This is a genomic window from Hyalangium minutum (genome assembly GCF_000737315.1).
Taxonomy (GTDB): Bacteria; Myxococcota; Myxococcia; order Myxococcales; family Myxococcaceae; genus Hyalangium; species Hyalangium minutum.
This window is the reverse complement of the sequence record NZ_JMCB01000006.1, coordinates 107356-128531: the sequence shown is the minus strand read 5'-3', so window position 1 is coordinate 128531 and position 21176 is coordinate 107356. Positions and strand designations below refer to the sequence as shown.

18 protein-coding genes are annotated in these 21176 nt (G+C 68.8%); 12 read left to right on the top strand and 6 right to left on the bottom strand.

The annotated features are described in order from the left end of the window. Window positions 1-30 precede the first annotated feature (30 nt). The 11 genes from DB31_RS15975 to DB31_RS15930 all read left to right on the top strand — a co-directional run bounded on the left by DB31_RS15975 (window position 31) and on the right by DB31_RS15930 (window position 12992). A complete protein-coding gene (locus DB31_RS15975) occupies window positions 31-1569 on the top strand; it encodes an oligosaccharide flippase family protein (RefSeq protein WP_044188400.1) in 1539 nt (512 codons plus the stop codon). A 30-nt stretch (window positions 1570-1599) separates the two neighbouring features. Next, entirely contained in the window at window positions 1600-2226 is a 627-nt protein-coding gene (locus tag DB31_RS15970; RefSeq protein WP_044188398.1) for a polysaccharide biosynthesis/export family protein, read from the top strand. A 6-nt stretch (window positions 2227-2232) separates the two neighbouring features. Then, window positions 2233-3483, top strand: a complete 1251-nt coding sequence (locus tag DB31_RS15965; protein ID WP_240486725.1) for a hypothetical protein — start codon at window positions 2233-2235, stop codon at window positions 3481-3483. Between the two features lie 12 nt (window positions 3484-3495). After that, window positions 3496-3669 (top strand): hypothetical protein, encoded by a 174-nt coding sequence (locus tag DB31_RS49615; RefSeq protein ID WP_169787060.1) that lies wholly within the window; start codon window positions 3496-3498, stop codon window positions 3667-3669. A gap of 20 nt (window positions 3670-3689) precedes the next feature. Next, window positions 3690-4115, top strand: coding sequence for a response regulator (locus DB31_RS15960; RefSeq protein WP_044188396.1), 426 nt, complete (start codon window positions 3690-3692; stop codon window positions 4113-4115). After that, window positions 4099-5598, top strand: a complete 1500-nt coding sequence (locus DB31_RS15955; RefSeq protein ID WP_044188393.1) for a GumC family protein — start codon at window positions 4099-4101, stop codon at window positions 5596-5598. Before DB31_RS15960 ends, DB31_RS15955 begins: the two co-directional genes overlap by 17 nt. A gap of 34 nt (window positions 5599-5632) precedes the next feature. Then, window positions 5633-6823, top strand: coding sequence for an exopolysaccharide biosynthesis GT2 family glycosyltransferase EpsU (epsU, locus tag DB31_RS15950; protein WP_205628521.1), 1191 nt, complete (start codon window positions 5633-5635; stop codon window positions 6821-6823). Between the two features lie 34 nt (window positions 6824-6857). Further along, the gene (gene wzy / locus DB31_RS15945; protein WP_044188388.1) at window positions 6858-8408 is read left to right on the top strand and encodes an exopolysaccharide repeat unit polymerase; all 1551 of its coding nucleotides are present in this window, start codon (window positions 6858-6860) and stop codon (window positions 8406-8408) included. A 119-nt stretch (window positions 8409-8527) separates the two neighbouring features. Beyond that, complete coding sequence (locus DB31_RS15940) at window positions 8528-9145, top strand: hypothetical protein (RefSeq protein ID WP_083968358.1); 618 nt, start codon at window positions 8528-8530, stop codon at window positions 9143-9145. Continuing rightward, on the top strand, window positions 9142-10245 hold the full coding sequence (gene epsD / locus DB31_RS15935) for an exopolysaccharide biosynthesis glycosyltransferase EpsD (protein ID WP_240486724.1): 1104 nt from the start codon (window positions 9142-9144) through the stop codon (window positions 10243-10245). Before DB31_RS15940 ends, epsD begins: the two co-directional genes overlap by 4 nt. Next, window positions 10242-12992 (top strand): glycoside hydrolase family 44 protein, encoded by a 2751-nt coding sequence (locus tag DB31_RS15930; RefSeq protein WP_083968356.1) that lies wholly within the window; start codon window positions 10242-10244, stop codon window positions 12990-12992. The genes epsD and DB31_RS15930 overlap by 4 nt, the downstream gene beginning before the upstream one ends. Here DB31_RS15930 and DB31_RS15925 read toward each other — a convergent pair. The 6 genes from DB31_RS15925 to DB31_RS15900 all read right to left on the bottom strand — a co-directional run bounded on the left by DB31_RS15925 (window position 12907) and on the right by DB31_RS15900 (window position 19286). Continuing rightward, window positions 12907-14031 (bottom strand): acyltransferase family protein, encoded by a 1125-nt coding sequence (locus DB31_RS15925; protein WP_044188386.1) that lies wholly within the window; start codon window positions 14029-14031, stop codon window positions 12907-12909. The genes DB31_RS15930 and DB31_RS15925 overlap by 86 nt on opposite strands. Before the next feature lie 46 nt (window positions 14032-14077). After that, entirely contained in the window at window positions 14078-14866 is a 789-nt protein-coding gene (locus tag DB31_RS15920) for a WecB/TagA/CpsF family glycosyltransferase (RefSeq protein WP_044188383.1), read from the bottom strand. Then, window positions 14863-15339: a GNAT family N-acetyltransferase gene (locus DB31_RS15915; RefSeq protein WP_044188380.1), complete on the bottom strand. Its 477-nt coding sequence runs from the start codon at window positions 15337-15339 to the stop codon at window positions 14863-14865. The genes DB31_RS15920 and DB31_RS15915 overlap by 4 nt, the downstream gene beginning before the upstream one ends. After that, complete coding sequence (locus tag DB31_RS15910; RefSeq protein WP_044188378.1) at window positions 15336-15860, bottom strand: NUDIX hydrolase; 525 nt, start codon at window positions 15858-15860, stop codon at window positions 15336-15338. The genes DB31_RS15915 and DB31_RS15910 overlap by 4 nt, the downstream gene beginning before the upstream one ends. After that, window positions 15860-18730 (bottom strand): TonB-dependent receptor domain-containing protein, encoded by a 2871-nt coding sequence (locus DB31_RS15905; protein ID WP_044188375.1) that lies wholly within the window; start codon window positions 18728-18730, stop codon window positions 15860-15862. The genes DB31_RS15910 and DB31_RS15905 overlap by 1 nt, the downstream gene beginning before the upstream one ends. Before the next feature lie 106 nt (window positions 18731-18836). After that, on the bottom strand, window positions 18837-19286 hold the full coding sequence (locus DB31_RS15900) for an HIT family protein (protein WP_044188372.1): 450 nt from the start codon (window positions 19284-19286) through the stop codon (window positions 18837-18839). A gap of 137 nt (window positions 19287-19423) precedes the next feature. Between DB31_RS15900 and DB31_RS15895 the strand changes: the two genes are divergently transcribed. Next, window positions 19424-21079 carry a carboxypeptidase-like regulatory domain-containing protein gene (locus tag DB31_RS15895; protein WP_044188370.1) on the top strand — a complete coding sequence of 552 codons (1656 nt, stop codon included), beginning with the start codon at window positions 19424-19426 and terminating at the stop codon, window positions 21077-21079. The last annotated feature ends 97 nt before the right edge of the window (window positions 21080-21176 follow it).

Here is a 21176-nt window from a genome sequence, read left to right as displayed (position 1 = left end):
TTGCCCGGTTTCCCTCTTTGCGCCGAGCCCATGTCCACGCCCTCCCCTGATTCGAGCGCCGCGGCGACTCCTCCGGCACCGCAGCCCGCGGGGCTGGACGTGTCGACGTCCATGCGCAACGCCGTGAAGCTGGGCAGCTCGCTCATGGTGACGTACGGCATCGCCCTGGCGGTGCGCCTGCTGCTGCCGCGCGTGCTGGGGCCCGAGGCGTTTGGCCAGTTCAACTGGGCCTCGGAGGGCTTCACCGCCGTCTTCTTCGTGCTGGCTGGCCTGGGCCTGGAGGTCTACATCCGCAAGGAGGTGGCCCTGCGGCCGCAGCACGCCAGCGAGTTCTTCGGCGGCACGCTGCTGCTCCAGCTCACCATGGCGGTGACGCTGCTCGGGGTGATGCAGGGGCTGATGCACCTGGACGGCAAGCCCGACTACCTACGGGTGCTGGTGCTGCTGCTGGGCGTGTATCAGTTGTTTTTCCGGTGCAACGGCACGCTGGCGGCGGTGCTCCACGCGCGTGAGCGGGTGGATGGGCTCTCGGTGGCCAACATCGCCACCAAGTGCGTGTGGGGCGGCGGGCAGCTGCTGGTGCTGGCACTGGGGCTGCCCCTGCCATGGCTCGGCGTGCCGATTCTCGCGTCCGAGGTGGTGCGGGCGGTGGTGCTGTTCCGGCTCTCGCGTGTGCACACGGGCCTGGAGATTCGCCTGGACGCGAAGGGCACGAAGGAGGCGATGACGGGCGCGCTGCCCTTCTTCCTCAACGAGGCGGCGCTGGCGGCCAACGGCCCCATGGGCATCTTCCTCCTGGGCTTCCTGACGAACACCACCGAGGTGGGCTGGTACGGCGCCGGGTGGAACCTCGCGGGCATGACGCTCATGGCCGCGCCCGTGGTGACGTGGGTGCTGACGCCGCTGATGGCGCGCGCCGCGGCCCAGTCGCAGGACGATCTGTTCCGCTTGAGTCGCCGCACGCTGGAGGCGGTGAGCGCCTTCTCCATCCCCATGGTGCTGGCCATCGCGCTGGGCGCGGAGACGTGGATCCAGCTGGTGTACGGCGAGGCCTTCCTGCCGGCGGCGGCGGTGCTGCGGCTGCAGGCGCCGATTCTGGCGCTCACGTATGTGGCCATGGTGTGCGCCAGCGTGCTCACGGCGCTGGGCAAGGGCTGGTGGGTGACGCGCACCTCGGTGGTGTCCATGGTGCTCAACTCCACGCTCAACCTGACGCTGGCGCGCCCCTTCCTGGCGTGGTTCGGCCCCGTGGGAGGTGCGTGCGCCTCCGCCCTGGCGCTCTTCATCTGCGAGGTGGTGGCCGTGGGGATGCTGGTGTGGGCCGTGGGAGGACGCGCCTTCGACAAGCAGAGCCTCACCCGGATGGGGAAGACGCTGGCCGTCTGCGGCGTTGTGACGTGCGTCCATCTGGCGCTCGTGGACCTGGGCCCGGTGCGGCTGGTGGTGGGCGCGTGTCTCTATATCGTCCTCGTGTTCGTGACAGGCGCGGTGCGTTTGGACGAGCTGCAAGGCCTGCTGCGCGTGGTGCGCCAGCGGCGCTCGCGTGTCCAGCCGTCCGCCGCCGCGTGAGCTGGAGCCCCTCTTCGGAGCCTCTCTTCTATGTGCCGTTCAACCTCAGCCTCTCGAAGCCTCCTCCGAGTCCTCCCAGCCGCGCTGCTGGCGCTGGCCGCCTGCTACACCCCGGGCCGCTTCATCTGGGTGGACGACTACCGCGAGCCGCCCTCGCTCCAGGACGAGGGCTACGTCATCCGCAAGGGCGACAAGCTCTTCATCAAGGTGTGGAACCAGCGGGAGCTGGACACGCCGGAGACACTGGTGCGCGAGGATGGGCGCATCACCCTCTCGCTGCTCAATGACGTGGACGCCGCGGGGATGACACCGCCGACGCTCGCGCGCCGGATTGAAGAGCTGCTCAAGCCCATGGTGAGCAACCCCTCCGTCACCGTGTACGTGCGCGAGCCCAAGCAGCTGGAGGTGGCGGTGCTCGGCGAGGTGAAGAGCCCCGGCATGAAGGGCCTGGAGCCCGGCTCGGGCGTGCTGCACGCGCTGGCGCAGGCCGGCGGCTTCACGGACTATGCCCAGCCCGACGGCATCTACGTGCTGCGCCGCCAGCCGGACAGCCCCGTACCCATGCGCATCCGCTTCGACTACGAGGCCGCCAGCCGCACCGAGGGCAAGGGCGCCTCGTTCCAGCTGCGCACCGGCGACATCGTGGTGGTGGAGTAACGCGCCATGGCGGTCCTTCCCCTGCTGGTGACGGGCATGGTGCTGGCGAGCTCTCCCGCCGTGCGCTACTCATCCCAGCTGCGGGTGGAGAGCTTCCTGCGCTCGTCGAGCCTGACGGAGGCCCAGGACCGCTCGGTCATCGAGGACCTGGTCATCACCCCGCGCGGCCAGGCCATCCTCTACACCAACCGCATGGAGCTGAAGGCCATCCTCGAGCCGCAGCTCCTGCTGCGCCGCACCTTCACCCAGCCCACGCTGGAGGTGCTCACCTTCCTGTTCCTGCGCGGCGAGTACCAGGTCTCCCGGGGCTTCAAGGTCTGGGCCATGGAGGCCACCACCTACGGCGCGTTCCCCTTCGAAAACTTCCGCGTCCCCGCGACGAGCCCTCCCGAACAGCAGCGCGTGCTGGACGCCAGCAAGTACGTCTACTCGGAGAACATGGTGGGCTTCGACATCCTGGGCATCCGGCGCACGTACATCGGCTTCATGGGGGGGCTCGTCATCAATGGCCTGTTGGATCCGCCCAAGGAGCTGCGCCCGTTCGGTGACCGGGTGACGCCCTCGCAGGTGGGCCCGGAATTCCGCCTCTATGCCTTCCATTCGCTCACCCGCCGCCTCACGCTGGGCACGGAGATGTGGGGCCGGGACGTGCACTTCTCCACCGGCGGGCGCCTGTCCCTGCTGCAGGCCTCGCCCTTGGTGGAGTACCAGTTCCACCCGCTGATCCGAGGCCGCCTCGCCATGGGTGTGGCCGTGGGCGAGCACCGTCTCCAGCGCTACTCCTTCCCGCTGGCCTACGAGGACATCCTCTCCCCCATCCGCTACTCCTTCCCGGTGGCCTACGAGAGCATCCTCCACCCCATCGGCGAAGTCTCTCTCACCACCCCCGTTCCCGTGGGCTACCACTGGCCCGTGAAGGCGAAGCTGGCCGCGCGCTACGTCCCCTTCGTGGACGTCTTCTCCACCCTCAACTATCCCCGCTTCGAGCAGAGCTTCGGCTTCGAGTGGGTGGGCCGCCGCAAGGCCCAGATCAACCTGGACATCGCCGCCGCCCAGTCGGCCACCGGCGGCATCCACGCCAACGATGGCGAGGAACGCCTCGCTTTCAAGGTTCAGTGGCCGCTCACTCGGTCGGCCGCTGTAGTGGCGTCCGGTCGACTCTTGAGGCTGCGAGAATTCGTGATCGACCCCAACCCCATCTATAAGTGGTTCATGGGCGTCGGATTGGTGATCCGGCAAGAGAATGGTAGGCTTTAATCCCACCCGGTCATGAAGAAGTTCATCCTGCTGTCCGTGCTGTACTCGCTGATTCTGTTGCCGAGCCTGGCGGCGCGAGAGCGTCACCAAGTCCGGGGTGTCAAAAAGGCCGTCTTGATGATGGTCGTCTTCAACCTGGTTTACACCTTCATGGTGTTGGTCATCTGGCCGCGGCTCGACGATTAGGAGAGGACCCGGAAAGGTTCATGGACGTCTCGCAATGCACGGTCCTGGTCGTAGAGGACTCGCCCCTCTTCCGGAAGATGGTGGGCGAGTTCCTGCACGCCCTGCGCATCACGCGCATCCAGGAAGCGTCCAACGGGCGCTCGGCCCTGGAGCAGCTGGCGCACAGCCGGCCGGACCTGGTGTGCCTGGACCTGACGCTGCCGGACGTGTCCGGGTACGACGTGTGCGAGTACATCCGTGGCCAGCCGGAGCTGGCGGGCCTGCCGGTGTTGATGATCAGCGCGCGCGGCACCCTGCTGGACCGCGCTCAGGCGGAGGAAGTGGGGGCGGACGGCTATCTGACGAAGCCGTTCACCCAGGACGAGTTCATTCAGCAAGTGGTGAGGTTGTTGGCGAAGGCGGCTGAGGCGACCCCGGGAGGTAAGAGCGATGCCCGCACCTCATGAGGATCGGCTCCCCGATGTGGAGCGCGAGCAGGCCCAGATCTTCGACTGGGAGCAGATCCGCGACTACCTCAGCTACGTGAAGAATGCCGTGGTCCGGCACTGGAAGCTGGCGCTGGCCACCTTCCTGATGACAGCGGTGCTGGGGCTGCTGGCGGCCAAGCTGCTGCCGCGCACCTGGCACTCCGAGTCCAAGCTGCTGCCGCGCCGCACCGCCAGCACCATCATCCCCGGCTTGGTGAACCCGGAGCGGCCCAACCTCCTGAACCCGGATCCGCCCAACCCCATGCGGCCGGCCAACGAGGTGGATGGGCCGACGAAGGCCGCCGCGGAGGCGGTGCTTCGCCAGGAGAACCTGATCAAGATCATCAAGAACACCTACCTGGTGGACCGGTGGGAGTCCACGCGTCCGCCGCTCCTGCGGTTCAAGGACTCGGTGATGCGGCTCATCTCGGCGCCTCCGGACGAGGACGCCAAGATGGACGCCATGGTGGGCACCCTGGAGAAGAAGCTCTGGGTGGGCACCGATGACGGCAAGGTGACCATCGGCGTGGACTGGGGCGACCCGCAGCTGGCCTATGAGCTGGTGGAGAAGGCGCAGGAGAGCTTCCTCGAGAAGAGCAAGGAGGAGGAGCTCAACAGCATCAAGGACGCCATCACCATCCTCCAGGAGCACGAGCAGCAGGCCCAGGACGCCGTGAAGGAGGCCTACACCGACTTCGAGAAGACCTTCACCGCGATCATGATCGAGCGCCGCCGCGCGGTGGGTGACCCCCGCTTGCTGCCGCGCTTCGGCTCCACGGACCAGGAGCTGGCGCAGCTGCGCTTCGTCATCCGCTCCAAGCGCCGGGCCATCGCGGATGCGACGGTGCAGCACAACCAGCGGCTGACGCAGATGCAGGACGAGCTGGTGCAGCTGCGCGAGATGTACGCGCCGGACCACCCGCAGGTGGTGGAGCAGGAGACGCGCGTGGCGGCGCTGCGCCAGGGCTCGCCCCAGGTGAGGGCGCTGCAGGAAGAGGAGCGCCAGCTGCTGGCCGAGTACGGTGACCTGGGCGGCAAGTCCCTGCCGTTCCCGGACGAGCCCGTGCCGGACCCGTACGGCCTGGAGCGCGTGCTGATGGGCCTGCTGCCCGCGGTGTCGGAGAACCCGAGCGCGGCGGTGACGCTGGACCGGCTCCGGAGCCGGCTGAGCGCGCAGCAGCAGATCCTCAAGCGCATCGACGCGGCGAAGCTGGAGCTGGACATCGCCGCCAAGTCCTTCAAGTACCGCTTCACGGTGCTGACGCCGGCGGAGTTTCCTCGCAAGCCGGTGAAGCCCAACGCGCTGATCATCGCCATCGGCGGAATCGTCGCCGGGCTGGTGCTGGCGGTGTTCGCGGCGCTGGCGCGTGACGTGCTGAGCGGACGCGTGCTGGAGAGTTGGCAGGTGGAGCGGGGGCTGGGTGTGCCCGTGCTGGCCGAGCTGGACCGGAATTCCGGGTGAGTGACATGGAGTTCAGGGCCGGGGTGATGCCGTGATGTGGGCGGACGTTCTGTTGTTCGTGCTGGGGCTGCCGGTGGTGGTGGCGTGCGGCTATCTGCTGCTGCTGACGCTGTTGTCGGCGGGCAAGGCGGCGCCGCCTCGGGTGGCCCCGCGGCTGAAGTTCGACATCATCGTCCCCGCGCACAATGAGGAGGCGGGCATTGCCCGCACGGTGACGAACCTGTCCGCCATGGACTACCCGGCGGCGCTGCGGCGCATCCTGGTGGTGGCGGACAACTGCTCGGACGCCACGGCGGACCGGGCCCGCGAAGCTGGCGCCACGGTGCTGGTGCGCCATGACACGGAGAAGCGCGGCAAGGGCTTCGCGCTGGCGCATGCCTTCGAGCGCAGCCTGAGTGACGGCTTTGCCGACGCGGTGGTGGTGGTGGACGCGGACACCGAGGTGTCTCCGCACCTGTTGCACTCGTTCGGGCTGCGGCTGGAGGCGGGCGCGCACGCGGTGCAGGCGCACTACGGCGTGATGAACCCAAGCGCCTCGTGGCGCACGCGGCTGATGACCATTGCCCTGGCGCTGTTCCACAAGGTGCGCTCGCTGGGCCGCGAGCGGCTGGGCGTCTCGTGCGGTCTGCGCGGCAACGGCATGTGCTTCACCCACAGCGTGATTCGCCAGGTGCCGCACGACGCATTCTCCATCGTCGAGGACCTGGAGTACGGCATCCGCCTGGGCCGCGCGGGCCACCGCGTGCACTACGCGTGGGAGGCCGAGGTGCTCGGGGAGATGGTGTCCTCCGAGAAGGCCGCGCGCTCGCAGCGCCGCCGCTGGGAGGGGGGCCGCTGGGCGATGACGAAGCAGTTCGGCGTGCCGCTGCTGGGCGAGGCCCTGCGCAAGCGCGACGGCGTGCTGCTGGACCTGGCCATGGACCTGTTGGTTCCGCCGCTGAGCTACGTGGTGCTGGGCGCCGTGGGGCTGTCGGTGGCCGCGGGCGTGCTCTCCGGGGTGTCCGGGTTCGCGCCGCTCAGCCTGGCCGCGGGGGCGTTCTGCGTGGCCAGCCTGGGCCTCTACGTGCTGCGCGGCTGGTGGGTGTCGGGCATGGGCGCCCGGGGGCTGTTGGACCTGATGGCGGCGCCGTTCTACGTGGTGTGGAAGGTGTGGCTGATGGTGGCGGGCCCTCGAGACAAGAAGGGGGAGTGGGTGCGCACCACCCGCGAGGCGCGCAAGCCCTGAGCGTGCGCCCGGTGTCTGCCGCCCGAGGACCACGATGGAAGCCTTCCTCTCCCGCACCCCTGTCTTCCTGACGCTGCTGGCCGGCGTGGTGCTGGCCACGCTGGGGCTGCTCGTCCTCTTCCCCGCGGTGGCCATGCTACCGGTGGCGGCGGCCATCCTGCTGTGGGTGCTGGCCAAGGTCCCCATCCGCTACCCCGTCCTCACGCTGCTGGCGTTGATGCTCATCTTGGACTGCGCGGTGGAGGTGCCCTACTCGGGCAAGTGGCAGTCCCCGCTCTCGTTCCCGGGCCGCCTGCTGTTCCTCAACCTCAACGTCGTCACCGGCGTGCCCGGCCTGGGCTTCACGCTGATCGACTTGTCCGTGTTCGGGCTCATCGCCCTCTACGTCTACCGGCAGGCCATGGGCCTGAAGATCGACGAGAAGATGACGCCGCTGCCCCGGCCGCTGGTGATGGCGCTGCTGCTCATCCTGGCGACCATCACCTGGATGTACATCTGGGGTGTGGCGCGAGGCGGAGACGGGCGTCCGGCGAAGTGGCAGCTCCAGAAGCTGCTGCTGCTGCCCATGTTCGTGCTGCTGTTCAACGCCTCCATCAAGGGGCCGGAGGACTTCCGGATTCTCGGCCGCATCATCGTGGGGGCCGCCTTCACCAAGGCCTTCCTGGGCGCCTTCTTCATCGTCTTCATCGCCCGGCCCCAGGGGCTCTACACCGAGTACGCCACCACGCACTCGGACACGATGATCTACGTGACGGGGCTGGCCATCGCGATGAGCTCCTGGACGGAGGAGCCCAACTGGAAGACGTTCCGGAGGATGGTGCTGGTGTCCGCCGTCATCCTGATGGGCATGGACTACAACGATCGCCGCATCGCCTACGCGAGCTTCAACCAGTGCCTGATCGCCATGTTCCTGATCAGCCCGTGGTCCCGCGTGAAGCGCTACGCGACGCGCGCCGGCCTCCTCCTGGCGCCGGTGTTCATCATCTACGTCGCCATCGGCTGGGCCAATCCGGTAGGCATTTTCTCGCCAGTGAACACGTTCAAGTCGATGATCGTCGGCGAGCACAACGCCACAGGCGAGATGGACTACCGCGACGTGGAGAACTTCAACCTCATTTCCACCTGGCAGAATAACCCCATGCTCGGCACGGGCTACGGGCACGGGTTCCAAGAGGTGATCAAGCTCGCGGACATCTCCCATCTGTTCGAGGACTACCTGTACCACCCGCACAACTCGGTGCTGGGCCTGTTGGCCTTTGGCGGGATGGTGGGCTTCACGGGCGTGTGGTTGTTCGTTGCACTCACCGTGTACTTCGCCGTGCGCGCCTACCACCGTGCTCACCCGCCTCACTGGCGAGCAGGGGGCCTCGTGGTCGTCTCCATCGTCTTTGCCTACATCAACCAGTGCTTCGGAGACATGGGCATCACCAGCTGGTACTGCACCATCCTGATCGCGCTGGCCGTCACTGTTTCCGGGAAGTTGGCCACACTCACGGGCGCCTGGAAGAACGCTGGGGCGCCTGTTCCTGCAGGTAACGCAGCTGAAGCGTTTGCGTCGGTGCAGGACGGAGGTGGGCGCACATGAGCCGCAAAGGGGCGCGTTCAGTACGAGCGGATCGCAGCAGAATATCTGTTGAGTCGCCTGATCCTGGGTTCGATGCACCCCTGGGCACTGGTCAGAAAATGAGTAGACTGGATCCGCCTATGTACGAGTCCAACGACAATCCGGGGGGAAACAACCCGTCTCGCGGGGGCGAGAGCACCAGCCCCAAGGCGGGAGCGGGCCGTCCTCGTCCCTGGTCTGTCGTCCGGGGCACACCGACCCCTGTGCCGCTCCCGCCCGAGGAGCCGGTTCACAATGAGGTCATCCCCGCACCCGCCGAGCCCATTCCGGCGGAGCTGCTGCACCTGTGGACGTTGCTGACCCAGCGCGAGAAGTGGAACTCGCTGGTGGTGGTGCCCGCGCAGCCGGGCGCCTCCGCGCTCATGGCGGGCCGGGCCATCGTCGAGGTGGGCAACCAGTACCGCGAGCGGCCCCTCCGGCTGATCGACGCCGAGGGGCTGCCCCCGGGTGCTGGCAGCCGTCTGGTGCGTGACATGCGGGCGTTCGTGGAGCAGGGCGGCATGGTCGTCGTCTCCATCGACTCGATTCTCACCAACCCGGTGGGGCTCGAGGTGGCGCTGGCCGCTGAGCGCGCCCTGCTGTGCGTGCCGCTGGGCTCGACGCAGTTCTCCGCGGCGCGCCAGACGCTGGAGCTGATCGGCAAGGCGCGCTTCCTGGGCAGCGTCACGCTGGGTCAGAAGGCGGGGAGCAAGAGGTGAGCGATTCGCCCTCGGCGGGCTCGGAGACTCCGCCGCGGACTGAAGGGCCAAAGCCTCGGGTGAGCGTGGTCATGGCCACGTACAACCGGCTGACCCTGCTGCCGCGGCTCCTCAAGCAGCTCGCGACCCAGACGCTTCCTCCCACGGACTACGAAGTCGTCATCGTGGATGACGGCTCCAAGGAGCCTGCGGCAGGGCCCCTGGCGGAGCTCGCCCAGGAGCTGCCGTACTCGCTGCGCGTGGAGACGCAGAAGAACGCCGGCGCCGCGGCGGCGCGGCACCGGGGCGTGCTCGCGGCCCAGGGTGAGGTGGTCATCATCACGGATGACGACATGCAGGTGCCCGAGAACTTCGTCCAGCGGCATCTGGAGCAGCACCCGCCCGGCTCGCGCAACGTGGTGCTGGGCCGCATTGATCCGGATCCGGCCATCTTGGACATGCCGCTCTTCGAGCGCTGGTACGCGTACCTGCACGACCGGCTGGCCAAGCGGCTGCACGAGGAGGGCGCCCACGGGTGGAACCTCTACACGGGCAACGTGTCGTTCCGCCGCGAGGACTACGTGGCGGTGGGCGGGTTTGATCCGAACCTGAAGCAGTCCGAGGACATCGAGCTGGGCATCCGCCTCGAGAAGTCCGGCTGCCAAGTGCGCTTCTGCAACGACTCGTATGTGCTGCACGGCTCCGACCACACCAGCTTCGAGAAGTGGCTCGCGCGGGCGCACCGCTACGGCATCATGGACTCGCGGCTGTCCGAGCGGCACTCGGACGTGCCGCAGGTGGACCCGTGGCGGATGCTCTTCGAGATGAACGCGCTGGCTCGGCCGCTGCTGGCCACGGCGGTGGCGCTGCCGGGGCCGACCAAGCCAGTGACGGACGCGCTCATGGGCGTGGCGCGGCTGGCAGACCGGCTGGGGCTCAACCAAGTGGCCTTCAAGAGCACGTCGGTGGCCTACACGATGGAGTACCTGCGCGGGGCGAGGGCGGAGGCGGGCTCGTGGCGGGAAGTGGCCCGGCGCATCTCGCGTTATCGGGAGGTGGCCGCGAGTGGCGGCTTCTTGGCCCAGCAGGGCGCGGGAAAGGACTCGAGCGGAGCGTCATGAGACACGCGGCCGGAGGGCGCCGCGCAACGGCCCTGACGGGGAGCCGAGGCGAGAGCTGCCCTCACCTGAAAGCCCTGCTGACGGCGTGCGTGCTGCTGCTGGCGGCGTGTGAGAACGGCGGCACACAGGCCGTGATGCCCCCGAGTCCCAGCGGCGGCTCCATGGCGCCCGCGAAGACGGGGGTCTCGGTGGCGCTGGCCGAGGTGGTCTACCAGGGCGGCCTCAAGCCGGGCTGGGTGGACGCCGGCTGGGGCGATCGCGAGGTGAAGGGCCAGGGCCCGGCGAAGGTGAAGATGGCCGAGCTCGGAGGCTGGGCGCTGCGGCACGCGAGCCCGCTCAAGCCCGGCTATGGTGGACTGGCGTTCCGGTACAAGGCGCCTTCGGACTTCGGTGAGTTCCTCGAGGTGCGGCTGGACTCCAGTGAAGAGGCCACGTTCCCCCGCGTGAAGGTGAGCTCGCGCCACATGATGGGGATGGACGGGGAATGGACGCAGCTCCTCATCCCGATGGCGGAGCTGAACCCAGACCGCAAGCCGTTCGACCGCTTCATCGTCCGGGCGCACAAGCGCGTGGACACGGGGTGGGTGGAGCTGGATCGCATTGGCTTCACACTGCCGGGCGTCAGCTTGTCCGAGGAGGCCCCGCAGGAGGCCTCGATGCAGCTGCTCGAGATGGCCTTCGACCATGGCCTCAAGACGGGCTGGACGGCGGAGGGCTGGAGCGAGCGACAGGTGGAGAGCATGTCGCCCGCGAAGGTGATGATGGCGGACCTGGGCGGGTGGACGCTGCGCCGCCAGCAGCCGCTGGAGGGCCGCTTCGGTGGGCTGGCGTTCCGGTACCAGGCGCCCTCCAACTACGGCGACTTCCTCGAAGTGCGGGTGGATAACGGGGACAAGGCGGTGTTCCCCCGCGTGCGCGTGAGTGCCCAGCACCTGGCGGGCCGGGATGGAGACTGGGTGCAGGTGCTCCTGCCCATGGGCGAGCTCAACCCGAAGGGAAACCCGTTCGATCGCGTCATCATGCGCGCGCACAAGCGCGTGGGCACCGAGTGGGTGCAGCTGGATCGCATTGGCTTCACCAGCATGATGGCGGCGGAGACGGGCATGCCGGCGGCGGGCATGGCGCGCGTGGCCGTGGGGCCTCCGCGTCCGGCGAACCTGTCCGTGGACTGCACAGGGCCTGGGCAGTCCATCAGCCCGCAGATCTACGGCATTGCCTTCGATGCGCTGAAGGAGGGCCGGAGCACGCACCAGTTCGAGCTGGGGGCCACGGTGCGCCGCTGGGGCGGCAACCCCACCACCCGCTACAACTGGAAGATCAACGCGTGGAACACGGCCAACGACTGGTTCTTCCGCAACGTGTCGCCGGGAGACCGGCCAGACTTCACCTATGAGGAGTTCCTCAAGGCGAACCGGGAGCATGGCCTCCAGTCCGCGCTCACGGTGCCGATGATCGGCTGGGTGGCCAAGGACACGAGCTCCGTGAGCTTCCCGGCGTCGAAGTTCGGCCCTCAGGAGAAGATGGATCCGGACGTGCCCGAGGCGGGCAATGGCCGGACGTCCTCGGGCCGCGAGCTGGCGCCGCCCATGCCCACGCGCACCAGCGTGCCCGCGCCGCCCGAGTTCATCGGCGAGTGGGTGCGCGCCATGCGCAAGAAGGACGTGGAGCGCGGGCGCAGCGTGCAGATGTACTTCCTCGACAACGAGCCCATGCTGTGGAACTCGACGCACCGGGACGTGCACCCGGAGCCCACCACGTATGACGAGCTGATGGAGCGCACCGTCTCCTACGGCACGGCCGTGCGGCAGGCGGACCCGGAGGCTGTCATCGCCGGGCCCGCCGAGTGGGGCTGGACGGCCTACTTCCGCTCGGCGGCGGACGTGGCGGAGGGGAGGGACAAGGATGCGGACCGCAAGGCCCACGGCAATGTGCCCCTGCTGACCTGGTACCTGAAGAAGCTGCGCGAGCACGAGAAGAAGACGGGCACCCGCGTCCTTGACGTGTTGGACGTGCACTTCTACCCGCAGGCCGACGGCGTCTCGCCCGACAAGGGCGAGAAGACGGACCCGGAGACGGCGGCGCTGCGCATCCGCTCCACGCGGGCCCTGTGGGATGCGAACTACAAGGACGAGTCCTGGATCGGCGAGCCGGTGCGGCTCATCCCCCGCCTGAAGAAGATGGTGGAGGAGAACTACCCGGGCCGGGGCATCGCCATTGGCGAGTACAACTTCGGCGCCGCGCAGCACATGAGCGGTGGGCTGGCGCAGGCCGAGGCGCTCGGCCGCTTCGCCGAGGGGGGCGTCACCGCGGCCTTCTACTTCGCCTATCCGCCGCCGCGCAGTCCCGCGTGGTGGGCCTTCCGGGCCTACCGGAACTTCGACGGCGAGGGCGGGCGGTTCCAGGATGTCTACGTGCCCTCGAAGGCGGAGCAGGGCACTTCACTGTTCGCCTCGCGCAGCGCGGATGGGCGGCGGGTGGTGGCCATCGCGCTCAACGTGGAGCCGGACACCGCGCGGGACGCCCGGGTGGAGCTCAAGGGCTGTGGGGCAGTGAAGGCCGCACGGGTGATGACCTACGTGGGCGAGGCCAGCGGCTTTGCCGAGCAGCAGGCCAGCTCCATGGGCTCGGGCATGGTGGGGGCGAAGCTTCCGCCCTACTCCATCACGGTATTGGACTTGATGCTGGAGCCGTCGAAGGCGCCGGGGAAGCCTTCGCCGGGGCAGGGCCGGCGGCCAGGCGCTCCTTGAGGCGCAGGAACCAGCTCTCGAAGTAGCGGTAGCTCAGCGTGGCCGCCACCACCGTCACGCCCAGGGTCACCAGGAAGGTGACGGCGAAGCCCTGGCCGGGCACCGCGCGGCGCACCAGGTTCAGGCAGATCATGTGCAGCAGGTACACGCCGTAGCTGATCACCCCGATGTGGCGGATGGGCGCCAGCGTGAGCGCGGGCATCAGCAGGTGGTCCGTCCGCAGGCAGGCGGACACCACCAGCGCCGTCATCACCAGCGAGGTGAGGCCGTAGGGCACGCCGTTCGTCGCCACGGCGGCCAGCGTGAGCACCAGCAGCAGGGGAGGCATCCACTTGTAGCCGAGCACGCGGTACACCCACGCGAAGCCCACGGGCGAGTGCACGGCATAGGCCGCCAGGCACCCCATGCAGATGGGCGCGGCGAAGCTGGCGAGGATGCGCACCGACATCAGGGTGCCATCCAGTCGCCCCGTCTCCACGGCCCAGGGCGCCCAGAGCGAGATGGCGAGCAGCCCCGCCATGAAGGCCACCGCGCCCCACCGGTGGGCCACGCGCATGACGCCGGGCCACAGCAGGTAGAACTGCTCTTCGGTGGCCAGGGACCAGGCGAAGTAGAAGATGATCCGGGTGTTCGGCTCCTGCGGCACGAACCAGTTGGAGGTGTACGTGAGGAAGGCCGGAAGGTTGGCGAAGAAGTCCGCCTTCTCCTGCGCTCCTTTCTCGAAGAGGAGCACCAGCACCACGTAGACGCTCAGCACCGCATAGTAGAGCGGGAAGATGCGCAGCGAGCGCCGGCCGTAGAAGCGCCCCAGGGAGATGAACCCGTGCGCGTCCCGCTCACGCAAGAGCAGCGAGGTGATGAGGAACCCGCTGATGGCGAAGAAGAGCGACACGCCCAGGTAGCCTCGGCCCAGGAAGCCGTGGTGCAGGCCAGAGACGTGGTGGGCCATCACCAGCAGGATGCTCACGCAACGCAGCCCATCCAGTCCGGGGAAGATTCGGGTGCGCAGGAAGTCCTGGTGGGCGCGAACAGTGTCCATCGGGAGCCTTAGGAACGCGCACTTTCCGTTTGGGGACAAGGGGGGGTCACGAGGACCTGCCCTCACCCTCGGGTGTCCGGGGACCGACCAAGCGCGTGACTGCTACGTGCGAAAAGAAGACGGGGATGCCCCACAGGTAGCGCTTGGCCAATCGCTTGGGTTCCAAGTAGAGGCGATACACCCACTCCATGCCGATGTTGCGCATGGCTTCCGGAGCCCGGGTTACCTTGCCTCCCAGGAAATCCAGGATGGCGCCCCCGTTGACGATGAGCACTGGGTGGGCCAGCCGCTCCCGCAGCTTCACGGCGATGTCCTCCTGCTTGGGCATGCCCATGGCCAGGATGATGAGCTCTGGCTGCGTCTTCTCGGCCAGCTCCAGGTACGTCTCTGGCGGCGAGAAGCCCTCATGGCACGCCACCACCACCAGGCCCTCGGCCTCCAGCTTCTGACGCGCTGTGTCCAGCCAGGGGGACTGCGTCCCGAACAGCGCGGCGCGGCGTCCTTTGTAGGCCCGAGCAATCCTGGGGATGAAGTCCGTGCCGTTCATGTTCAGCCCGGGCGGACGCCGGAACGCCTTGAGCCCCAGCTTCACGCCGATGCCGTCGCGCAGCAGCAGGTCCGAGCGCAGCAGGCTCTCCAGCATGGACGGGGTGTTCCAGCCCAGGTTCGCCGCGTGGGCGTTGACGAACGAGACGATGTAGGGCCGCGAGGGGTGCTTCAGCTGCTCCAGCAGCGCGTCCTGGGCCTTCTCATCGTCGATGAGCTGGATGCGCTGGTGCAGCTCGAAGAACGCTTGGGCGCGCTGGGCCTGTGTCCGTGCGGGGGTTGCCGTCATGCCTCCGGGCTCCTTGGGCCCGGAAGGATAGATGACGCCAGTGTCTTGCGCATATGGCGGTGAGGGAGGGTCCGCTCCTCGAAGGGCTCGCCGTACACCGCGTAGCCGAGCCGCTCGTAGAAGGGGACCACCTGGGAGCGGGCGTGGAGGTGCACGTGCGTGAAGCCCCGCCGCCGCAGCTCCTCCTCCAGCGCCACCACGAGCCGCGCGCCCAGCCCCTGTCCCTGGAGCGTGGGGGTGACGGCCATCTGAAAGAGGCGGCCCCCGTGGGTGTCCTCGGGGTGGAAGAGGACGCAGCCCACCACCGCGCTGCCCTGGCGCGCCACGAGGTGGAGGCTCTGGGCCTCGAAGGGGAAGGTGACGGCGGAGCGGGGCAGGCCCAGCGGCTCGCGCAGCACGCGGAAGCGCAGCTCCAGCTCCTCCGGGTAGAGCGGGTGCTCGGGGTGGATGAAGAGCAGCTCGGGGGGAGTCATGAGGAGGGAGCGGGGGCGGCACGGCGCCGCGCGGCCTCGGTGAGGTAGTCGCGGATGGGAGAGGCCACCGGGAGCTGGAGCGCGGCATCCACGTCGAGGAAGGCGGCCCAGACCACCTCCCGGCGGTCGATGGTGAGCGCCGGCTCGGTGTCCAGGTCCACCTCCAGGAAGTAGACGTGGTCGCGCTTGTACTCCTCGTAGTGCACGACATCGAGGGCGGTGCGGAGCTGGGAGGCGCTCAAGGTGAGGCCCACCTCCTCGTGCAGCTCGCGCAGCCCCGTCTCCAGGTGGGACTCGCCCGGGTGGGCGCCGCCGCCGGGCATGCTGAACAGGCGCTTGTAGGAGTTCTGCAGCAGCAGCACGCGCCGGCCGTGCCACACCCCCACGAAGACGCCACCGGTGGAGGGGCGGCGCACGAACCAGTACGCCATGGCCAGCGAGTACGCGCCGCGGTACGCCGTGCGCACGGCCGCGTCCGTCAGTTCCCGAGCCGCCGAGCGCGCTTCTGTCCAGACACTCATCAGTAGGAGCCCGTCAGCTGCAGGGTGAAGGTGCGGCCGTACTGGGGGACGGGCCGCGCCGAGGTCTCCGAGTTCACCGGCAGCACATACTGCTCGTCCAGCAGGTTCTGCACGCCCGCGAAGTAGCGGAAGCGCGAGTACTCGCCCGAGACGCCCAGCGCGATGAGCAGCGCCTCGCCAATCTTGGTGCCGTCCGAGTCGCCGTTGCGCGCGCTCTGGTAGGTGGCCTGCGTGGCCAGCCGCACCTCGCCCGTGCCCAGCGGCAGCATCATCCGGCCCGAGACGATGTGGGCGGGCTTGGCGTCGCGGACCTCGTCGAGCACGTGGCGCAGGGTGACGTAGGAGTAGCTCAGGTCCACCAGCAGGAAGCGGCCGGGCTGCCAGTGCACGCCGGCCTCCGCGCCCCACGCGAGCGTCTCCGTGGCGCTGTTGGCGAACACGAAGCACTGCGCGGGTTCGGTAGGGGTGCCGCACTGGGGCTGGGGCAGTGCGTCCGTGGCCAGCGTCACCAGGTTGGAGATGCGGTTGTGGTAGCCCGCCACGGTGAGGCGCAGCTCGTCCGTCAGGTCGTGCGAGTGCTCCACCTCGAAGGTGGTGATGGTCTCCGGATCCAGCCCCTCGGCGGGCCGCTGCGTCTCCAGCTTGTCCTCGTAGAACAGCTCGTAGACGTTGGGGGCGCGGAAGGCGCGGCCGGCGACGAGCTTGGTGAGGCCCGCGGTGTAGGGCCGGGCGATGAGGGCCAGGCGCGGGGTGATGGGAATGGCGTCCAGGTCCAGGTACTTGTCCACGCGCAGGCCCGCGGACAGGCTCAGCCGCGGGTGCAGGCGCCACTCGTCCATCAGGTAGAGCGACAGCAGCGTGCGCGTCTTGGTGGGCAGCGGGATGCCGCCGTTCAGGCCGTACGTCTCCTGCTCCACCCGGAGCTGGCCCTGGCCCTCCAGGCCCAGGGTGAGGGCGTTGCCGTCGAACACGGCCATGCGCAGGCGCGCTTCGGCGGAGACCCAGTCGGCGCGGCCGCCCTCGCTCTCCAGGTTGTAGCTCTCTCCGCCGTTGACTTCATAGGCCCGGTCGCCGCGGTAGCGGCTCAGGTCGAACGAGCCCCGCAGGGAGAGCTGGAGGGTGTCGCTCAGGGGCCGCTCATAGCGCGCCTCGAGGAAGCCGCGCGTGTCCAACGACTGGGTGCCCTCCACGCCAATGGCGCTGCCGAAGGGGCCGGTGGGGATGGCCTTCACGCGGCTGTTGAGGCGGCCCATGAGGGTGAGGTGGCCGAGGCGCGCGTACACGGAGCCGCTCAGGGCGCGCTCGCCGTCGAGCCCCACCACCCGGGTGGTAGGGTCCAGCAGCGTCGTCTCGGCGCCCGTGGCGTGCACCAGCGCCGCGGACACCAGCACGGAGCGGTCCTGGCCGCCCTCCCAGGCCGCCGCGGCGTTCACTCCCAGTGTCCCCAGCGCTCCCACCGTGCCCGTCACCTCCACGTGCTTCTGCACGCCCAGGGACTCACGCGGCACCACGTTGATGACGGCGAAGAAGGCGCCCGTGCCGTAGAGCGCGCTGCCCGGGCCGCGGACCACCTCGATGCGCTCCACCTCCTCCAGATTCACCGAGAGGTCATGCCCCGCGTAGCCCTGGCCGGCCCACACGTCGTTCATGGAATGCCCATCCCAGAGGATGAGGATGCGGGTGTTGAGGTCTCCCGGCGGGGAGAAGCCGCGCACGCCGATGTAGTTGTAGGTGCGGTCGTCCGAGAGGAAGAAGCCGCGCACGCCCGCGATGGCCTGGGCGAGCGTCTGCCAGCCGAAGGCGCGCAGCTCCTCCTGGGTGAGCACGGTGGTGGAGGCGGGGGCCTCGTCCACGGAGGTGAGGCCCTTGGAGGCGGCGCGCACGGGAGGCGGGGAGTAGCGCAGCTCGGCGAAGACCTTGATCTCCTGATCCGCCACCACCGTCACCGTCTGGCGCAGGGGGCGCACCTCGAGGCTCTCCACCTCGAGGACGTGGTCTCCCTCGGTGAGGGTGAGCACCGTGGGGGTGAAGCCTACGGGCTTGCCGTCCACGCGCACGGCGGCGTTATCGCGGTTGGCGGTGACGACGAGGCGGCCCGTGGGCTTGGCCTGGCTGCCGAGCGCCACGGGCACCTTCACGGTGCCATCGGCGGGCACTTCGACCACGAGCTGCGCGGGCGCGTGGCCCTGGGCGCGCACGTAGAGCACGTGCTGGCCGGGAGGGAGGACGAGCTTGCCGGGCACCGTGGCGACGACAGGGCCGTCCTGGGCGGTGCGGACCTCGGCATCCTCGGGGGTGCCGGAGACCTCCACGGTGCCGGTGATGAGGGGCAGCTCGAAGCTCTGCGTCACGGAGCGGCCGCGCGTGAGCACGACGTTGGCCTCGGCGGGACGGTAGCCCTCCTTCTTCACCATGACCTTGTGGCGGCCCGGCGACAGGGCCAGCGTCTGAGGCGAGCGCCCGCGGCTGCCCAGGTCCGTGCGGTCGATGTAGACCTCGGCGCCCTCGGGCGAGGTGGCCACGCGGATCAGCGCCACCTTGGGACGGAGCCGCTCCAGCGAGCGCTTCACCTCGGCGGAGTCGTCGTCCGGCAGGCCCTCGCTGAGCAAGTCGTTGTAGTAGCGGTAGGCCTCGTTGAAGCGGTTCTGAGCCTCGTAGCAGCGGGCGATGTTGAAGAGGACGTTGCGGTTGGGGACGAGCCGGTAGCTGGCGAAGTAGGAGCCGAGGGCCTCGTTGTAGTTGCCCTTGGCATAGGCTTCGTTGCCCAGCTCGAAGGCGACATCCGCCTCGTCTGCGGTGTTGTTGGCCCGCGCCAGGGGTGGCACGAGCAGCAGGGTCAGGGCGAGCAGGGTGGGACGAAGCGAAATCATGGGAGAGTCGGCATTCTCCCTACCCCGAGGGGAGAGGTCCACGGGCCCCTGAGAAATCCTGGCCTCCGGACTTGGGCGGGGGCAGGCAGGCGGCGGCCCGTGGGGCTCAGGACTCGGAGGCCAGCGCCGCGGCAAGGGTCTGGGCCGCAGCCTCCAGCTGCTCGGCGGGGAGGTGCTCCTGGGCGGAGGCCTCGAAGACGGCCCGGCCCCACAGGTGGGGGGGCGTGTCCCGGTAGCGGGGCACGAGGTGCAGGTGGAAGTGGCGCAGCACGTCGCCGATGGCGAAGGCGTAGGCATGCGCGGCGCCGAGCGCTTGGCGCTGAGCACGCATCACCCGGGCCGCGAAGGCGCCCAGCTCCCGGGCGGTGGGCTCGTCCAAGTCGTACAGGCCGCGCACATGGCGCTCGCTGGAGATGACCACCCAGCCGGGCACGGGGCTGGGGCCGGCCACGCCATGGAGCACCAGGCCGGGCGCGCGGGCGAGGATGCCTCCCACGGGGCGGGTGGCGCCGCTCACCACGGCGCACCCCAGGCAAGGGTCGTTCACGTCGGACATGTGGGTAAACCCTAGCAGGACGTCCTGGGTTGATCCGACTGTCACTCTCTTGACGTCCGCCCCCCGAGTCGGAGAGTGTCCCGTCGCCGCCCTGTGTCGCGGCGTGAACTTCTCAGAAAACTCTCAAGGTGGGGACGATGAAGAAGCTGGCAATGGCCCTCGTGCCGTTTCTGATGGCCGGGTGCGGTGGTGCCGAGGACGCCAACGGTGACGGAATTGCGGACGGTATCCAGGATCCGAACAACGTATCGGTGGTGGTTCCTGCGACGCCGAAGGGCACGGTCTCCGGCCAGGTGCTGACGACCCAGCAGCAGCCGCTGGCGAGCGTCAACGTCACGATGACGATCGGCAGCGCGACGGTGGCTCCGGTGACGACGGATGCCGGCGGCAACTTCATCTTCAAGGATGTGCCGGGCGGCGCCCAGGTGCTGCTGACGTTCAGCAAGGACGGCTTCGCCTCGCTGCGCGCCTCCTCGGTGGTCCCGAGCACCGCGGGCAATGTGCCCATCAACAACGGCAACGCGAGCTTTGGCCCGGTGCTGCTGTCGGAGCTGAATGGCTCGGTGAAGTTCTACCTGTTCGGGCCGGATGGCCGCCCTGCGGCGAATGCGCGTGGCACGCTGGACGTGAACCCCGCGGGCCGCGTGCTCTTCGGCCTGTCCGAGTCGACCACGAGCCGCGTGGTGGTGGAGGCGGTGTCGGACAACAACGGTCTCATCACCTTTGATAAGGTCCCTTCGCCGGTCGAGCTGTCCCGTCTGGGCGGCAGCTACCTGCTGTCGGTCAACGCGCTGGACACCAACGGCGACGGCATCTACGAGGCGGGCGGACTGGTGATTAACTACCCGGCTACGGACCTGGTGAGGCAGGGCACGGTGAAGACGGAGCGGCTGCCTCCGGCCTATAGCCCGGGCGAAGCCCTGGCGGTGAGGTACAGCAGCCTGGGGGCGCTGCAGCCCGGCAACCTCCAGACCAAGCCGCAGCACAACATGGTCAAGCCGACCGACGGTATCTACATCGTCTTCAACCAGCCGGTGCAGGCCAGCTCGGTGGTGGTGGGGCTGACGGACGAGTACGGCAAGGAGAGCCTGGCCGTCTCCAGGGACGTGACGGGTGGCGGCACGGTGCTGACCATCAAGCCGGGCCAGGCGCTGTCCGCAGGCCGCGAGTACAACCTGTATATCCGCGCCGTGCCGCTCGCCGGCGGCGCTCCCTTCACCACCGGTTCGACGGTGGCGTTCTTCGGCGGTGATCTGAGCAGCCCGCCGGCCATCGCCGTCGAGAGCGTGAGGTTCCAGGAGGTGACCACGAACAACGGCCTCATCGACCGCCTCGAGACCGTGTACGTGAACTTCAACCAGGTGATGACGCCGCTGCTCGAGACCCAGTACGCGCAGGTCTATGTAGGACTGGATCTCAACGGGAGCGGCAAGATAGGTGACGCGACGGGCGAGCGCGATCCGTCCACGGGCCGCAGCACCGGCGTTGGCTTCACGCTGCAGATGGCGGAGCCCACCAAGCCCATCGCGACCCGGACTCCCGCCGAGGAGCCGGTCTTCCCGTTCGACACCTCGGGCTACAGCACCCGCTTCTCCTTCACCTACTCGCCGCCGGCGACGCCTTCGGCGACCTTCGTCTCCTTGCAGCCGGGCACCAGCCTGTTCATCCACTTCAGCAAGCTGACCCCGAGCGTCGATGCCTATGAGTCCGGCTGGGGTGTGGCTCAGACGGCCGACATCACCGTCAACGGCTCGCTGATCACCCCGATCGCCGTGCCCGTCGCTGCGCCGTGATGACGCAGCGCTGAACACGGGCTGAACGCAGTCCTGCCGCCCTCTCGGAGCCTTTCCGGGGGGGCGGCGTTTTTTTTCTGTCACTGCGGCAGGGGCA

Coding starts and splice junctions, on each gene's coding strand:
- epsU (WP_205628521.1), top strand. CDS start 5,633: ATGTGGGCGGACGTTCTGTTGTTCGTGCTGGGGCTGCCGGTGGTGGTG.
- DB31_RS15925 (WP_044188386.1), bottom strand. CDS start 14,031: ATGGACACTGTTCGCGCCCACCAGGACTTCCTGCGCACCCGAATCTTC.
- DB31_RS15920 (WP_044188383.1), bottom strand. CDS start 14,866: ATGACGGCAACCCCCGCACGGACACAGGCCCAGCGCGCCCAAGCGTTC.
- DB31_RS15965 (WP_240486725.1), top strand. CDS start 2,233: ATGGCGGTCCTTCCCCTGCTGGTGACGGGCATGGTGCTGGCGAGCTCT.
- DB31_RS15895 (WP_044188370.1), top strand. CDS start 19,424: ATGAAGAAGCTGGCAATGGCCCTCGTGCCGTTTCTGATGGCCGGGTGC.
- DB31_RS15940 (WP_083968358.1), top strand. CDS start 8,528: ATGTACGAGTCCAACGACAATCCGGGGGGAAACAACCCGTCTCGCGGG.
- DB31_RS15975 (WP_044188400.1), top strand. CDS start 31: ATGTCCACGCCCTCCCCTGATTCGAGCGCCGCGGCGACTCCTCCGGCA.
- wzy (WP_044188388.1), top strand. CDS start 6,858: ATGGAAGCCTTCCTCTCCCGCACCCCTGTCTTCCTGACGCTGCTGGCC.
- DB31_RS49615 (WP_169787060.1), top strand. CDS start 3,496: ATGAAGAAGTTCATCCTGCTGTCCGTGCTGTACTCGCTGATTCTGTTG.
- DB31_RS15960 (WP_044188396.1), top strand. CDS start 3,690: ATGGACGTCTCGCAATGCACGGTCCTGGTCGTAGAGGACTCGCCCCTC.
- DB31_RS15930 (WP_083968356.1), top strand. CDS start 10,242: ATGAGACACGCGGCCGGAGGGCGCCGCGCAACGGCCCTGACGGGGAGC.
- DB31_RS15915 (WP_044188380.1), bottom strand. CDS start 15,339: ATGACTCCCCCCGAGCTGCTCTTCATCCACCCCGAGCACCCGCTCTAC.
- DB31_RS15955 (WP_044188393.1), top strand. CDS start 4,099: ATGCCCGCACCTCATGAGGATCGGCTCCCCGATGTGGAGCGCGAGCAG.
- DB31_RS15910 (WP_044188378.1), bottom strand. CDS start 15,860: ATGAGTGTCTGGACAGAAGCGCGCTCGGCGGCTCGGGAACTGACGGAC.
- DB31_RS15970 (WP_044188398.1), top strand. CDS start 1,600: ATGTGCCGTTCAACCTCAGCCTCTCGAAGCCTCCTCCGAGTCCTCCCA.
- DB31_RS15900 (WP_044188372.1), bottom strand. CDS start 19,286: ATGTCCGACGTGAACGACCCTTGCCTGGGGTGCGCCGTGGTGAGCGGC.
- DB31_RS15905 (WP_044188375.1), bottom strand. CDS start 18,730: ATGATTTCGCTTCGTCCCACCCTGCTCGCCCTGACCCTGCTGCTCGTG.